This window comes from Micromonospora luteifusca (assembly GCF_016907275.1).
Classification (GTDB): domain Bacteria; phylum Actinomycetota; class Actinomycetes; order Mycobacteriales; family Micromonosporaceae; genus Micromonospora; species Micromonospora luteifusca.
The window spans coordinates 6150522-6164510 of record NZ_JAFBBP010000001.1 but is presented as its reverse complement, the minus strand read 5'-3'; the positions used below and the strand labels follow the sequence as shown (position 1 = coordinate 6164510).

Below are 13989 nucleotides of genomic sequence, written 5' to 3'. Positions count from 1 at the left end.
GGTTCAGGAACGCTGGCCGAGTAGCCGGGTCGCCAACACCGCGGCCTGGGTACGCCGTTCCAGCCCCAGCTTTGCCAGCAGGCTCGACACGTAGTTCTTCACGGTCTTCTCGGCGAGAAACATTCGCCCAGCGATCTCGCGGTTGGTCAACCCTTCGGCGACGTACTCCAGGATCCGACGCTCTTGCTCGGTCAACATCTCCAGCTCGCGCGGCTGCTCGACACCGTTGCGGATGCGTTCCAGCACCCGCTGGGTCACCGCCGGGTCGAGCAGCGACTGGCCCGCCGCCACGCGCCGGACCGCGTCGACGAGGTCGGTGCCGCGAATCTGCTTGAGCACGTACCCGTCAGCGCCCGCCATGATCGCCGCGAACAGCGCCTCGTCGTCTTCGTAGGAGGTGAGAATCAGACCCCGGATCGACGAGTCGACAGCACGGACGTCCCGACACACGTCGATCCCACTGCCGTCGGGCAGCCGTGCGTCGAGGATCGCCACATCTGGCCGCAATGCGGGTATGCGCGCCGTGGCTTCCCGGGCCAACCCTGACTCACCCACGACTTCGATGTCACCAGCGGCGTGCAGCAGGTCGGCCAGGCCACGACGGACGACCTCGTGGTCGTCGAGGAGGAAGACACGGATCATCTCCCCTTTCTACCGGGTGCGGCACCGGCACAGACAGGGCCGAAGGTCCCGTTACCCGCGATCGGACAGGAACTCGGGCCCGGCCGTTCGGGACGTTCGACCCTGCCGGTTTCGCCTGGTCACAGCCATGGTGGGGCACAGGGTTCGCACCAGGTCCCGGCCTGGCCGACGGCAAATCCGCGACTCGCAGGAGGCAGCGCGATGATCAGCACGGCGTTCACTCCCACCGATCTGCGTACCGCAGTGGCCGCGGCGATTCGGGCGCCGTCAATGCACAACACGCAGCCCTGGCGTTTCCGGCTCGTCGACGGTGGGATCGAGGTGCGAATCGATCCGGACCGGTTACTGCCAGCCAGCGATCCCACCCACTGGGCGGCACGGCTCAGTTGCGGCGCCGCCGTGTTCAACCTGCGCTTGGCGCTCGCCGTCGCCGGCACACCGGCCGAAGTCCGGCTCCGCCCGTACCCACACGATTTGGAGACCGTGGCCCGGCTGGTCCCTGGCCGCCCACGGCCCGCGACGCCAGCGGAGCAGGACCTGCACGCCGCCATCCGCCAACGCCACAGCAACCGCGCGCCGTTCTGGCCCAACCCGGTCCCGGCGGACGCCCGGTGGCGTCTCATTCAGGCCGCCCATGCCGAGGGCGCGTGGCTGGAGATGATCATCGGAGCCGGCCCCATGCAGGCGGTCGCCGAGATCGCCCGCAGCGCCAACCGGGTTCTGGAACGCGACCGGAACTACCAGGCTGAGCTGGCGCGGTGGGTACGCACCTTCCCGGCGGTCGATGGTGTCCCGGTCGAGGCGGGCGGTCTGGTACCCGAACCGCAGGACCTACTCCCCCAACGGGCGTTCGCGGTGCGCACCCGCGCGCCTGGCCGGGATTTCGAACCCGAACCTCTCGTTGCCATCCTCGGTTCTCCCGGCGATACCGCGACCGACCAGATCGCCACCGGTCAGGCGCTGCAACGCGTGCTCCTCACCGCCACCGACAGCCGTCTCGCCGTCTCAATGCTGTCTCAACCCATCGAGGTGCCCCGAGCCCGCGAGCAACTGCGACTGGCCCTCGGCAAGTCCGGCACGCCGCAGATGGTCATGCGAATCGGGTACGGGCAATCAGGTTGGCCGCCCCCACGCCGCGACATCAACGAGGTAATCGACCTCGCCTGACCCGCAGGACCTCGGAGCCCTCCGGCCCCAACCGTGTGGGGCGCCTGGAGGTCGGACACGACAAGGAATGTCCCGCCCTACGGGTGTCATGCGGTCCCACTGGTGGGCCAACCGGCCCTGGAGAGGATTCAGACGCCAGGTGCGTCAACAACCTGCTCGGCCGGCAGCCGTGGGGTGTGTGGCGGGCCGGAGTGTTCCGGGTCGGTGATCCCGAGTCGGAGCACCAGGTAGGGATGACCGAGATTGGCCAGTAGGGCACGCAGGGCCTGTCGGGTGCTCGCCACCTCGATGACACCGCTGAGAGGTACAACGGACACGCCGAGCTCGGTGGCCCGCAACCAGCCCGCCGAGAGCGCCTCGCCTGCGCGTAGCCAGCCTCGCGGGTCGTCCTCGTCACCGTAGAGCACGGCGTAGACAGCCGCTCGATCATGTCCGGATCCGATCGGCAGCGTTCCTGATCGGCCAAAGTCCCGCCCGGGGACGGTCGTCTGCTGTTCGCGCTCGGGCAGCACCGCCGCCGGCAGGCCGCTACCCAAAGGTCGGGCCCGCCCGGTCCAGTACTCGAGTTCCTCCCGGATCTGCGGTTCGGCAGCCTCCACCGCGGCCGCTCTAGACGCCGCGGCAGCCAGTTCGAGGACTTGGTCGGACGACAGAATCTGGACCCGCACCTCGGCGGTTACGGCCTTCTCGATGACTCGCAGGACATCTGCCGGTAGTGGTTGGTCGCTGACCGGGCGGCGGTCGGTGTGCCGGATCCGCATTGTCTGCGCCAGGCGAACCGCCTCGGCCGTGACCGGCGTCCTTCCGGTCGGCCGCAGCCGGGCGAGGAGGTCAGGCTGCGCGCGGTCGGGTAGGCGCTCGGTCTCGACCGTCCAGCCCTCAGCGGCGAGTGCGACCCGGGCATGGTCCAACGCGGCCCCGCAGCTCATCAGCAGGAGTTGGCCGGGTGCATCGGTCGCGGTCAGCTGCCTGCTGCGGTCGGCGAACAACTCGAGCCGGTCGGCGACGACCCGCCACCGCCACGGCTGGGTGTTGTGCACCGACGGTGCGTACCCGGCGGCTGCGGCGGCGGTCGCGAGGGCGGCCGCAGCTTCTCGCGCACTGGTGTCCTGGTTCATCGTCCTCATCCTCCGGCTCAATCTGCGGTACGGCGTCTCCCGCCAGCGGGACGCTGACAACGGTCAGCGGCTCCCGGGCCGGGCCCTCGTCCCCCGGGGCGACCTGACGCCGACCGGTCGTGCCGGGCGCTCAGCGGCACCCCCGACGTTAGGCGTGCCGGGACGCCCGGGTCAGGGCCGATGGACCTCTCTCCACGGGCCAACCGGTGCAGCCGGTGGTGGTCACCAGGTTGTCGGGACTTTGGTCCTGGGACAGTCGGGAAGTCAGGCCCGGTTGCCGCGGCAGCCGAGGGAGAACCCTCAGAGGTGACGACATCGACTGAGGAGGACGCGATGACATCGATCGGCCAGAACACGGTGGCTCACCTCGAGCAGGTCGAGGCACCCGGCTTCATGCTCACCAAGGCTGCCGCTCGTGCGCTCGCCGCCTTGCGGATCTCCACCGGATTCGTCTTCATGTGGGCGTTTGCCGACAAGACCTTCGGCCTCGGCTATTCGACCCCGTCCGCCAAGGCGTGGATCAATGGCGGCTCGCCCACCAAGGGGTTCCTGTCAAGTATCAACGTCGGCCCGCTCGAAGGCACCTTCCACAGCCTCGCCGGCACCACCTTCGCCAACTGGGCCTTCATGCTCGGCCTGCTTGGCATCGGCATCGCCCTGATCGCCGGGGTCGGCCTGCGGATCGCCGCCGGGGCCGCCGTCCTGATGATGGTCATGATGTGGTTGGCCGAGTATCCGCTCGCCCAGCACACCAGCATCGGCGAGCCGAGCGGATCGACCAACCCGATCACCGATTACCACTTCATCTACGCGGTCGGTGCCGTCGTGCTTGCCCTGACCTACGCTGGCCACACTTGGGGCCTCGGCCGCTGGTGGACCAAACTGCCAATCGTCCAGAAGTACCGCTGGCTCGTGTAAACCAGCACCCTCGCGGCCCGGCCGGTTGACGACCGGCCGGGCATCGCTGTGCGCACCGACGGCCACCGGCTACGGACGGCGCCCCGACCCGGCCAAGGCTTATGACGAGGCAGTGGTCGCCGTCGAGGCGCTTGCAAGCCCGGCGAAAGGGCAGCGGTGCCGGTGGATCGCTCAACGGCGCTCCTGCGAGGACGGAGTCAGGGGCCAGCGTGGGTGAATGGTGTCCAGACTCCCATGGGCAGGTGAAGGTTGTCGCGAAGCTGGCGGACAGCAGCGTGCAGGGCTCGCGCGGCTGAGTGGGGGCGCGAGGCCAAACGTCAGTGCCGACTCGTAGATGCCCGCTGCCAGGTCGGAGCCAATACCGCGCACAGATCGGACCGAACGTTCTATTCGCTAAGATGGTGGGGTGACCCGCGACGAACCCGATTCCCGGCCCTCTGAGGCACGACTCAGGCTTCTCCGCACGGCGACCAGGATCTTTTACGCCGAGGGCATTCACTCCGTTGGGGTCGACCAGATCATCGCCGAGGCGAAGGTGACCAGGGCTACCTTCTACCGGCACTTTCCCAGCAAGGACGACCTCATCCTGGCCTACCTGCGCGAGGTACATCAGATGGAGCGCGACATGGTCGACGAGGCCATCGCCGCCAACCGATCGCCGGTCGATCCCCTCCTGGCCATCGCTGGTTCCATCGCTCAGAACATCCAGTCCCCCGGGTTCCGTGGGTGCGCGTTCCTGAACGCCGCAGCGGAGTATCCCGACACGAATCATCCCGTGCACCAAGAACTCATGGCCCACCGGCAATGGTTCCTGGACACCATCACCATGCTCATGGCGCAGGTCCACGAAGGAACGGCGGAGCCCGCTGCACGTCACTTCGTCATGCTCCGCGACGGTGCCATGGCGGCCGGATGCCTTGCCGACCCCACGCTGGTGTCCGAGACCTTCCTGCGTGGTATCGAAGGCCTCCTCAGGATCAACTCGGAGCGTCAGTCGGCCGAGTCCGCCCGTTAATCCTCTGCGCGACCGCCCTTCAGCCACGGCACCAGCGACCAGCTGGTCGGGTACGCGGGCACGGCGCGGTCGGCGACGTTCTCCCCCCACCGGCCGCGCGCCGATGACAATGACGTCGTACGTCGGCGTTCTCCACGTCAGTTTCCCTTGGTGGCACGGCCGAGGCGGATGGCCGCGACGAGGAAGAAGATGGCACCGGGGATGGCGTAGCCGATCGCGTTGGTCAGCGCCGGGTTGTCCGCAGAGGCAGCCGCGAAGAACGATCCACCGGCGATTACGGAGATGCCACCGCTGATGATCATCGGCCACTGGCCACCCATCTTGCGGCGGGTGACGCCCACGATCAGCTGAATCAGCCCGGCCACGATCGCCCAGGCGCCCCAGACGCGCAGAACAGCTGGGATGCCGGACGCGCCGGCGACGCCCAGGCCGACCGCGGCGAGCAGGCTGATCGCGACGTTCACGTACAGCAGGGTGGGCGATCCGGTGGCCCGCGACGCGCGGACATCGACGATGGCGGCGGCCACGTCGAACAGCGGGTAGATCACGAGCAGCGCTGCGGTGAGGGGGTTGAGGTGCTTGGCGAGGGGAAACGTCACGGCAGCCCAGACGATCGCGAAGGCGAAGCGACCGAAGTACAACCGCCGCAGGGCAGCGGCCGTCGTCGAAACGCCGGGAACGGCAACGGTGTTCATGGTCATCCTTTGGGTGATTCCGGAGCGCTAAGCAGAACGAACGTTCTGCCCCCAGGAACCGTACTGACGCCGGCCCCCACCGTCAAGACCGACCGTTCTATCCACCCTTGTGGTGATGGCTTGGGAGGCGCGGCGGCGCTCGCCACCACGCGTGAAAGAAGGGCCGATTCGACATCAACGCGCGGTCCGTGTCTCGCCGCCCGATCCCACGGCGGAACGGTTGATCGCGGCCGAGCACTGTTCGACGACCAGGGCGAGTTCGTCACGGATGACGTTGAGCGTTTTTCACCCGAGGCAGACCCGCGAAGCGGGCGGTGCCGGCCGGCCCTTCGGCGAGCGGCCCACGCCAAGCTGACATAGCTACGCAGGACCGCCGCGTCACGCCTCGGAGTCGCGATCTCCGGACGTCTCCGGTCGGGTGGGTGAAACCGAAACCTCCTGCGGCTGTCTCCGCCTTCGCAACCCGTCGATCAGTGGGACCAAGGCCAGCACTCCGGCCACCACGCTCAGCCCGACCATCGGCGCCCAGCGAGCCAACGCCGGCGTGAACAGCAGCAGGGCGGCCAAGCCGATGATCTGGGACCGAGAGACCTGGCCGAAGATCTCCCACTCCAGCCGCATCCGGGCGACGAGAAAGAGCATCGGACCGCCCACCACGAACAGCAACCAACTGGGCCGCGGCTGGCCGAACGGTTCATCGATCACCAGTTCGTAGCCGACCGAGGTGACGAGCACGCTGAGCACGATCAACAGGTGGGTCCGTTCTGACGCCGCGCCCAGCCGGCCCGGCATGCCCGCCCGGTCGAACGCCTTCGTCAGCAGCAGACCGGCACGGTAGAAGTAGATCCGCCAGAGCAGCGCGCTGGTGGCGAACGCGATCGCGAAGGCGGCGGCCCGCTCCGCGGAGTAGTCCGCGCCGCCGAAGACCACCCCGATGACCAGGATCGACTCACCGAGTGCGATGAGAAACATCTGCTGATAACGGTCCGCAAGGTGCGTCCCAGCGATCCGCCACCGACCTACTTTCGCGACCCCGAGCCACGGCAGCGGCCAGCCCAGGGCCCAGGCGACGTAGTCGACAGCCAGGGCGGCAACCCACAGCGGCAGGCGGAGGTGGTCCGGACCCAACGCGCCGGCCAACCACAGCGGCGCGCTCGCCGAGGCCCACACGGCAAGCCGGAACGGCACCAGCCGTCGTGGATGGCCACGCAGCGCGGCGGCGACCACCAGCGGCCGCACCACCATCACCATCAGGTACGCGGCCGTGAACGGCAGTGCTCGCTCCTCCATGGCGCGTGGCAGCGTCACCGCCATGACCAGGCCGGCGAACATGGTGGCGACCACGACGGCCTGAATGACCGGCTGCTCCGGTTCGTAACGACTGGTGATCCAGGCGGTGTGCGACCAGATCAACCAGAGCGCCAAGAAGAGCAGCAGGGTACGCCCGAACCCCGTGACGAGCGCCCAGCCGGTGTCATCGCCGAGAGCGGCGAATCGTTGCGAGACCCGGCTGAGGGCCACGACGAAGGCCAGATCGAAAAAGAGCTCCAGGAACGTGGCACGGCCCGAACTCATTGGAGGGCGCAGCAGCCCGGCACCTCGCCCCGCCGCCATCGTCCGCCTCCGCCCTCCCTCGTCACACCAACGAGGCGGCGGCGGAAGGAGTTGCGTCAGTGGCGGCATTCCAGATTGCACATGCCGACGACAATCGAACAGCTGGGGTGCCGGTCGCGGCTCTAACGAACTCGGTCGTACCGCATGGTGGTTCCCTGCTGGCCAGCATTGGCTGTGAGCACGGGCGGTGCCGGCACCCGAGAGGGTGCCGGCACCGCCGCACTCGTCATCGCTTGGCGTTGTGCTTGGCCATCTCGGGCCGCTCGCCCTTGCCGACCTTGCGCAGTGCCTCGCGCAACTGTTCCTCGGTCATCTTTGAGTTGCCCTCGATGCCTGCGTCGTGGGCCTGCTGGCGAAGATCGTGTAGCTTATCCCGGTCACCCATCTCGCCCTCCCCGTAAAGCGCTGGCTCCGCACCGCCTTCATCGATCGCTTTCCCGCCGGTAGGGGGTGTAAACGGCCTCAGCCGGCGCTGACCCCGGCAGCTTGTCGGACGTTGCGGATGCGAGCAGATCGAGCAGTGGACTACCGCCCGGTGCTCCGATCCACCGCACCGGGGATCGGGGTGCTGTCCGGGAATGCGTCGTCGAGCAGCGCCACCCCGTCCTGGGGATGGGCGCGCTCGACCAGTTCCGACCGCGAGGCTCGCTTCTTGGCGCGGTCGACGTCCATGGCCTGGTCGCGGTGCTGCTCCAGGGCTGGGTCACACTGGCCATCGCGGTTGAACGACCACATCAGCATCGGCTCGCCCAACGGCAGCGTGTCCCCTGGGCCCGTATCAAGGCGGCCGGTGTGCCAGGTGTGCCAGGTCTTGCCGTAGCTGTTCATCAACATTGCCATCAGCGCCCGCTCGGCGGGCTCCGGCAGCCCCGGTGCTATCAGCGAGCCGCCGAGCACCTCGAAGTTGTGCGGGTGCCAGTACCCGCGTTCGGCCTCGGGCAGCGTGCCGTACAGCCGTTCGGAGACGATGTATTCAACGCCGATGAGGTTGGCCTCGGCCGTGTTGCCGTCGAACAGCACGCACTGCAGGAAGTCGTCGTTGACCTGACGGCAGTAGTGATGCGCCTCCATCTGCATCGACGGGTCGTCCTTCGCCGGGTGGAACCCGACGACGTACGCATCGAAGCCCTTCAGGGGCGTCGCGTCCTGGAGGGCCTTGGAGCCGAGGGACAGCCCCTGGTGCCACAGGCTGGTCGACTCTCCCGGCGGTCGTACCGGGCTTGGGCGCCGTTCCATCGATCACTCCTTCGCCAGGATCATGTCGTCTTCAGGCCACGCTGGGCGGGCTGAAGATCAGCTTTCGCGCTTTGGGGTGTTGCTCCGCTTCGGGTGTTCCCTCTTCCCGGGCCGGACATGCATCGTGTCGCTCACCCGAAGCGGACCCGGGCCGTGCGCGGAGACTGTTGTGAGGTCCAGCCACGGTCGATTTCGGTCCACCCTGCCGAAAGCCTTCAACGTCGTGGCGCCGAGATGATCTCACCAACGGATGGGGCGGAAAGTGGGCCGCTGACTCACGGACACAACCAGCCAGGACTGTTCGGGTGTCGGCAGCTTCCGCTCCGCAGCTTCACCAGCAGTTGATTTGGGCGGGAACTGACGGGTGATCGGGAGCAACGGCCGGGCTGCTAGCGTTCGCCGCCATGTGGACCGAGGAGATCGTGGCCGGGCGCCCGGCATGGCGGCACATATCGTCGGGGGTCGTGTTCCGGGAGGTTCCGGGCGGTACGTTTCGGATGGGCCTGTCCGAGGCGGAGCTGGACGCGGTGCGCGCCATCGAGCGCAGCGGTGGGGTCGAGGACACCATCGAGCCGTTCCTCAACGGGGCCGGGGACGCCCAGCCGGTACGCGAGGTGCGGGTCGAGCCGTTTTTGATCGCCCGGCACCCGCTGACCGTGGCGCAGGTCCGGCATTGGCTGCCCGAATACGAAGACGACTACGCCGAGTCGGACACCGGCACGGCCCGGCTCGAAGGCGACCTGGCCGACCTCCTCAAGCTGATGCCGTTCGAGCTGCCCAGCGAGGCGCAGTGGGAATACGCGGCCCGGGCCGGCACCACCACGCTGACCTTCCGCGGTGATGGGAAACCCGGGGAGGATCAGCTTCTCGACGACTTCGGCGATGAGACGCGGACGGCCGTCGGGGAGAACGCCCTCGGCCTGGTGGCGATGGGGTCGGCGAACGAACTCTGCGCGGATGTGTGGATCTCCGGCTTCGACGGGGCGCCGGCAGACGCGCGACCACGGATTGGTGACGGACCTCGGGTCGTACGTGGTGGAGCCGCCGACCTGTATCCCTGGCAGGGCTGCGATGAGTGGCTGCTGCTGCTGTCGGCCACCCGGTACGAGCACGCGAGTTTCACGGCGGTACGCCCAGTCGCATCACTGCCACCCCGCTGAGGGTGGTCCAACCCGTCCCTCATACCCTCAGCGGCTTCCCTGAACAGCCCTTTCGGCTGGTCGGGAACCGCTGGTGATCCCGTTCAGGCTGGCGTTGTCCTGCCGCCGAGGGCAACTGTGAAACGTTCGGGCCCGCCGTCATGGTCAAACGCCAGCGTCAGCGTGCGCGCCTCGTCCGGAGCGCCGGGTTCGAAGACCACGGTTTCCATGAATAGCCCTCCGCGCCGTTCCACGCTGCCGCTGCGGTACCGATACTGAGTTCCCGCATCGTCCCACCCGCGCCACCGCTTCATGCGGACTTGAATGCTGTCCAGCGAACCCGGATCGCGGGTGCCGGTGCCGGCATACGCCAGCCGCACCACGACCATCGTCGACCAGCGTTCCAGGCTGACCAGAGTGGCGGGCACCGCTTCAAGCATCGGCGTGCGACCGGCCAGCGAGATGACCTCCCGCAACTGCGCAGGGCCCCCAACCGGCTCCTGCCACTGCGTGCGTTCACGAGCGTGCCGTAACACCAACTGTTGCCGGGCCTCGACCGACAGAGGCGCCCCTTGAACGGGCGATAGGCCAGCCTCGGCCGACACGCGCGTCTCCACGCGCGTCTCCACGCGGGTCGACCAGCCACGTCGCTCCAGCTCCTGATCCAGGTCGGCGAGGATGCGTTCCATCTCCTCCTGAGCCAGGGCACCGGCCGCCACCAACCCGATCGCCACTCCGCGGACCTCCGAACGGTCCAACGTCAGGCGACGCCCTTCCGGCGGCTGACCCTGACCGGCGGCCAGTCGATCGGCAACGTACTTCTCCAGGTACGCTCGTCCCTCCATCCGCCCATCATCCACCCCGGCCGACCCGTCACAGGGCACCTGGCCTGGCCCTGGTCACGGCCGACCTGAGCGCTGGGTATGGCGTTCTGGGTGGGGCCGGCTCACGAATCCTCCCAGCTCAGTCGTCGTCGTGATCGGTGGGAAACAGCAGCATGTCCGCGACAAAGCAGGTCACGCTTCCGCCAGCGTCGTAGCCGATCCAGGTCGGGTAGGCGCCGTCGCCCCAACCGCTGGACCACGCGACCATCTCCCCGGAGTCAATCGTGCGATGCCGGGGATCAACCAAGCCGTCGAGGGTCAGCCAGACGTCCTTCATCCGCTCGCTGGCGTCCGCATCGACGAAGCAGGCCATGCCCGCGTCCACGCCGAACCCGAAGAACTGCCGATTGCCCAGATCGATGATTTCCTGGCCATCACGCAAGGCCAACTCCCACCGCACGGTGGGCCGGTCGTCGACAGCAAGGCGGGCGGCACACACTCGGCTGTGGCGTGGGTCGTCGAGGAAGGTGGCAAGGCTGATCGAGACCGGGTACGTGCCGGGTGGCACGGTGACGGTGAACGGCTCGGCGTCGAACTCCAGCGACGACGGGTCAGCCGCCACTAAACGGCCCGAGGTCAGGCGAAGCTCCCCCGCCTCATGAACCGACAGTTGAAGCCGCTTGTCGTGGATCTCGACGATGGTGCCAGGAACGAACAGCTCCTCGATACCGTCCGGCTTCAGGGGTCGGGGTGGTCGCCACGGCGCGCTCGACTCCACGGATACCGGCAACTCGTGGTGGACGGCGTCGACAACCTCACTGGTGGCCTCCTTGGCGAGGCGTAACAGCTCGTGCCACTGACCGAACGCCGGAATGGGCAGCCGAGGTGGTCTCTGCTCCGAAGTCGACTCCTGCCTGACACCCCGGTCTCCGTGCGGCTCCACGATGTCGGTGCGCGTTCCGGAGACGCTGTACGTCGTGGTCGTCCTGGTCGCAACGTGCGGATACTCGTACCTGCCCGCGTCGGCTGGGCCGTCCCAGGTGCGGGCTTCGCGCAGAAACAGATCGCCGTCGCCGGTGCCGCGCAGCAGATGCATGGACAACGTCCTGTCGGCGGCGTCGAATCGAGTTATCCGGCAGTACCCATCGCACCAGGACAGGTCCATCGCCGCACGCAGCCGACCGTTGAGCAAGAACAAAACGGTGTACGGCTCGCCCACCGCGTCGCGTGCTTTCGCAGTGGCCGCGGTCAACGGGTTGACCACACCGGCGTCCCAGCCGTCGCAGTAGACAGCCTCAAGTCTCGCCAGCACGGCGGTGACCCTACCTACCGCCACGTCTCCCTCAAGATCGGGCGGCCTGTCGGGTCCGTCCCGGGTGGGAGACCGCGTGACGGGGGTATTGACGAGCGTGCACATCACCGGATGCGGCTACGTGAGCACGCCGCTACTATGGGTCAGCAAGCCAGAGGGAAGGGGTGGTGCCCGCGTGCGAAGTCCCGTCATCGGAACCGCGCCGATGTCTGCGCCGGGCCGATCCGCGCCACTTGTGGCCGACCGGTTGCGCAGACTCGCGCGGCGGGTGGTGCTGATCGCGCTCGCCGTCGGAGCCGGTTTCGTCGTGGCCGCTCTGTTTCAGGGGCCGGCCGCCGCAGACGGGATGCGCAGCGGGTCCGGCGAAGAACCTCATCGGCGGATCGGCGGGCTGGTCGAGCCGGTCGCGCGGCTCATCACGGTCGTAGAGCACCCCAGCCATGAGCGCCAGCAAGCCGCGGGCGCCGACGACCGCCGCCACGACAGGCCCCTCGCACCGCTGGCAGGGATCACCGGTGGCGTCGTCACCCCCCGCGAAGCGACACCCGCGACCGGGCCTCGACGGTCGGCGAGTGCGTCGCCCGTGTCCGTGCCGCTGCCCCGGGTCGGCGCATCCGTCCCACCCGGAGCGGCGAAGCGCGAAAGACTCGGGCCGGCCTCCGTGGCTCGCGCGGCTCATCGTCCAGCTCACCGTGCCGACCCGCCGCGGCCGGCCGCTGATCCACCGCGACAGTCAGCCACCGCCGCGCCCGACCCACCCGCGGTGCACCCGCTGGCCGATCTGCCTGCGGTGCTCGCCACCGACAGTTACCGGCTGGCGGCCCTGATCACCGCCCCGCTGCCGTACGTCGTCGACACCGTGAGCGCGGTGGCGATCCGGCCCATCGCCAAGGCGCTCCTCTGTGTCGCCGACGCCGTTCTACCACCCGCTCTCGGCGCGGTGATCGTCCCGGCGGCGGCACCTCCACCGCCTGCTCCCCCAGCGCTCGGGCCGGCCGCCGTGCCGGTGACCGATTCGGCACCTGTACCGACAGTGCCGACGCTGTCGGCGGATTCGGCGGTGGTGCCCGTACGCGCCGCAGCGCTACCGATCCCGCCCGCGCCACCGCCGCTGATGTCCGTCGTCGGGCCCGCACGTCCCACGGCCTCGACGGAACACCTCGCCGCACGCCCAGGGTCGGTGGTCGCGAGGGCTGACCTTCCGGGCCGGCCCGTCGCCCCCGTCGACCAGGATGCCTCCGGTGTCGACGATGGATCGACGCCCGGGCCGGGGCTGGTCTGGCCGGTCGACAGGCAGTCGCCCGTCGGTGCTGGGCAGCTTTGCGATCTCGTGCCGCCGCTGTTCGACAGCCGAACTCCGTCCGCGATCGCTCGCCCAGGCTGAGGCGGGTCGACCGAGTCCGGGTGGCTGGCCCGCGTGGCCGGTTCCACCGCTGGCCTGGTCGATCGGTGCCCGTGCCCGTCCGCCGTGACGGTGCTGCGGGCTGATGCCAATCCGCCTGTCGCGCACGACCGCTTCAACCAACCCGTGGATGTTCCGGGATGGGTGGCCGTCGTGACGCGTACCTGAGATCGGAGAAACGTGGTGATCCACGTTGTCGTCGCCGAGGACATGGGTTTGCTCCGCGGGGCGCTCTGCGCCGCGCTGTCACGTGAGGAGGACATGGAGGTGGTCGCCGACGTCGAGGGTGTCGGCGAGCTGTTGACGGTGGTCCGGCGGTGCCGACCTGAGGTGGTGGTGCTGGCGTTGACGCCGGAGCTGCCCGATCCGGTGGAGGTGGTCGCCAGGATCAGCGCCGAGGCGCCGCACGCCGCTGTGCTGGCGATGAGCCCTCGGTGGAGCCCGGCCCTGGTGGAGGCTGCGCTGGCGGCCGGCGCGCGCGGCCTGGTCGGGAAGGACAGCTCGCTGGCGGAGCTGGTGCGGGCGATCCGCGCGCTCGCGGCCGGGGATCGGGCGATCGACCCGGCCGCCGCGGTGGCGGTGCTGAGCCCTCCGGAGATCCCGTTGACGCCTCGGGAAATGGACGTGTTGCGGATGGCGGCCGAGGGTCTGCCCCTGAAGGAAATCGCCGTCCGCCTCTACCTGGCACATGGGACGGTGCGCAACCATCTGTCGGTGATCCTACGCAAGACCGGGGCTCGCAACCGGCTGGAGGCGGTGTGGCGCGCACAGCGTAATGGCTGGTTGTAGCCGTTTGGGGGGCGGGTCCGGAGGATGTGTCCCGGCCCGCCCCGTCGCCGTGCGAACCCCCCGCAGGCGTGTTTGAATGTTGACGTTGTGTGATCACTATCGGAGTGCGGGAAGGTTC

The 13989-nt window shown here is 68.7% G+C and carries 15 protein-coding genes; 6 read left to right on the top strand and 9 right to left on the bottom strand.

Features of this window, described 5'->3' with window-relative positions; translation table 11 throughout:
• Positions 1-3: 3 nt before the first annotated feature.
• The gene (locus JOD64_RS27855; RefSeq protein ID WP_204944961.1) at positions 4-642 is read right to left on the bottom strand and encodes a response regulator; all 639 of its coding nucleotides are present in this window, start codon (positions 640-642) and stop codon (positions 4-6) included.
• 201 nt (positions 643-843) lie between these two features.
• Between JOD64_RS27855 and JOD64_RS27850 the strand changes: the two genes are divergently transcribed.
• Positions 844-1809, top strand: a complete 966-nt coding sequence (locus JOD64_RS27850) for an Acg family FMN-binding oxidoreductase (protein ID WP_204944960.1) — start codon at positions 844-846, stop codon at positions 1807-1809.
• 128 nt (positions 1810-1937) lie between these two features.
• Here the strand turns inward: JOD64_RS27850 and JOD64_RS27845 are convergent, their stop codons facing one another.
• The gene (locus tag JOD64_RS27845) at positions 1938-2927 is read right to left on the bottom strand and encodes an Acg family FMN-binding oxidoreductase (RefSeq protein ID WP_204944959.1); all 990 of its coding nucleotides are present in this window, start codon (positions 2925-2927) and stop codon (positions 1938-1940) included.
• A gap of 333 nt (positions 2928-3260) precedes the next feature.
• On the opposite strand from JOD64_RS27845, the gene JOD64_RS27840 reads away from it, so the two are divergent.
• On the top strand, positions 3261-3845 hold the full coding sequence (locus JOD64_RS27840; RefSeq protein ID WP_204944958.1) for a DoxX family membrane protein: 585 nt from the start codon (positions 3261-3263) through the stop codon (positions 3843-3845).
• 406 nt (positions 3846-4251) lie between these two features.
• Positions 4252-4860 carry a TetR/AcrR family transcriptional regulator gene (locus JOD64_RS27835; protein ID WP_204944957.1) on the top strand — a complete coding sequence of 203 codons (609 nt, stop codon included), beginning with the start codon at positions 4252-4254 and terminating at the stop codon, positions 4858-4860.
• Between the two features lie 137 nt (positions 4861-4997).
• Here JOD64_RS27835 and JOD64_RS27830 read toward each other — a convergent pair whose 3' ends face one another.
• The 4 genes from JOD64_RS27830 to JOD64_RS27815 form a co-directional block, all read right to left on the bottom strand.
• Positions 4998-5555: a hypothetical protein gene (locus JOD64_RS27830; RefSeq protein WP_204944956.1), complete on the bottom strand. Its 558-nt coding sequence runs from the start codon at positions 5553-5555 to the stop codon at positions 4998-5000.
• A 378-nt stretch (positions 5556-5933) separates the two neighbouring features.
• A complete protein-coding gene (locus JOD64_RS27825; RefSeq protein ID WP_204944955.1) occupies positions 5934-7169 on the bottom strand; it encodes a low temperature requirement protein A in 1236 nt (411 codons plus the stop codon).
• 226 nt (positions 7170-7395) lie between these two features.
• Positions 7396-7554, bottom strand: coding sequence for a hypothetical protein (locus tag JOD64_RS27820; protein ID WP_204944954.1), 159 nt, complete (start codon positions 7552-7554; stop codon positions 7396-7398).
• A gap of 140 nt (positions 7555-7694) precedes the next feature.
• Positions 7695-8405, bottom strand: coding sequence for an OBAP family protein (locus tag JOD64_RS27815; protein WP_204944953.1), 711 nt, complete (start codon positions 8403-8405; stop codon positions 7695-7697).
• Between the two features lie 404 nt (positions 8406-8809).
• Between JOD64_RS27815 and JOD64_RS27810 the strand changes: the two genes are divergently transcribed.
• On the top strand, positions 8810-9565 hold the full coding sequence (locus JOD64_RS27810; RefSeq protein ID WP_204944952.1) for a formylglycine-generating enzyme family protein: 756 nt from the start codon (positions 8810-8812) through the stop codon (positions 9563-9565).
• 83 nt (positions 9566-9648) lie between these two features.
• Here the strand turns inward: JOD64_RS27810 and JOD64_RS27805 are convergent, their stop codons facing one another.
• The 3 genes from JOD64_RS27805 to JOD64_RS27795 all read right to left on the bottom strand — a co-directional run bounded on the left by JOD64_RS27805 (position 9649) and on the right by JOD64_RS27795 (position 12161).
• Positions 9649-10389, bottom strand: coding sequence for a hypothetical protein (locus tag JOD64_RS27805; protein ID WP_204944951.1), 741 nt, complete (start codon positions 10387-10389; stop codon positions 9649-9651).
• A 118-nt stretch (positions 10390-10507) separates the two neighbouring features.
• Positions 10508-11680, bottom strand: a complete 1173-nt coding sequence (locus tag JOD64_RS27800; RefSeq protein WP_204944950.1) for a DUF4241 domain-containing protein — start codon at positions 11678-11680, stop codon at positions 10508-10510.
• 136 nt (positions 11681-11816) lie between these two features.
• Complete coding sequence (locus JOD64_RS27795; protein WP_204944949.1) at positions 11817-12161, bottom strand: hypothetical protein; 345 nt, start codon at positions 12159-12161, stop codon at positions 11817-11819.
• A 282-nt stretch (positions 12162-12443) separates the two neighbouring features.
• Here JOD64_RS27795 and JOD64_RS27790 point away from each other — a divergent pair, with 282 nt between their 5' ends.
• The gene (locus JOD64_RS27790) at positions 12444-13064 is read left to right on the top strand and encodes a hypothetical protein (RefSeq protein WP_204944948.1); all 621 of its coding nucleotides are present in this window, start codon (positions 12444-12446) and stop codon (positions 13062-13064) included.
• Between the two features lie 201 nt (positions 13065-13265).
• A complete protein-coding gene (locus tag JOD64_RS33870) occupies positions 13266-13871 on the top strand; it encodes a response regulator transcription factor (protein ID WP_307813727.1) in 606 nt (201 codons plus the stop codon).
• Positions 13872-13989: the final 118 nt, after the last annotated feature.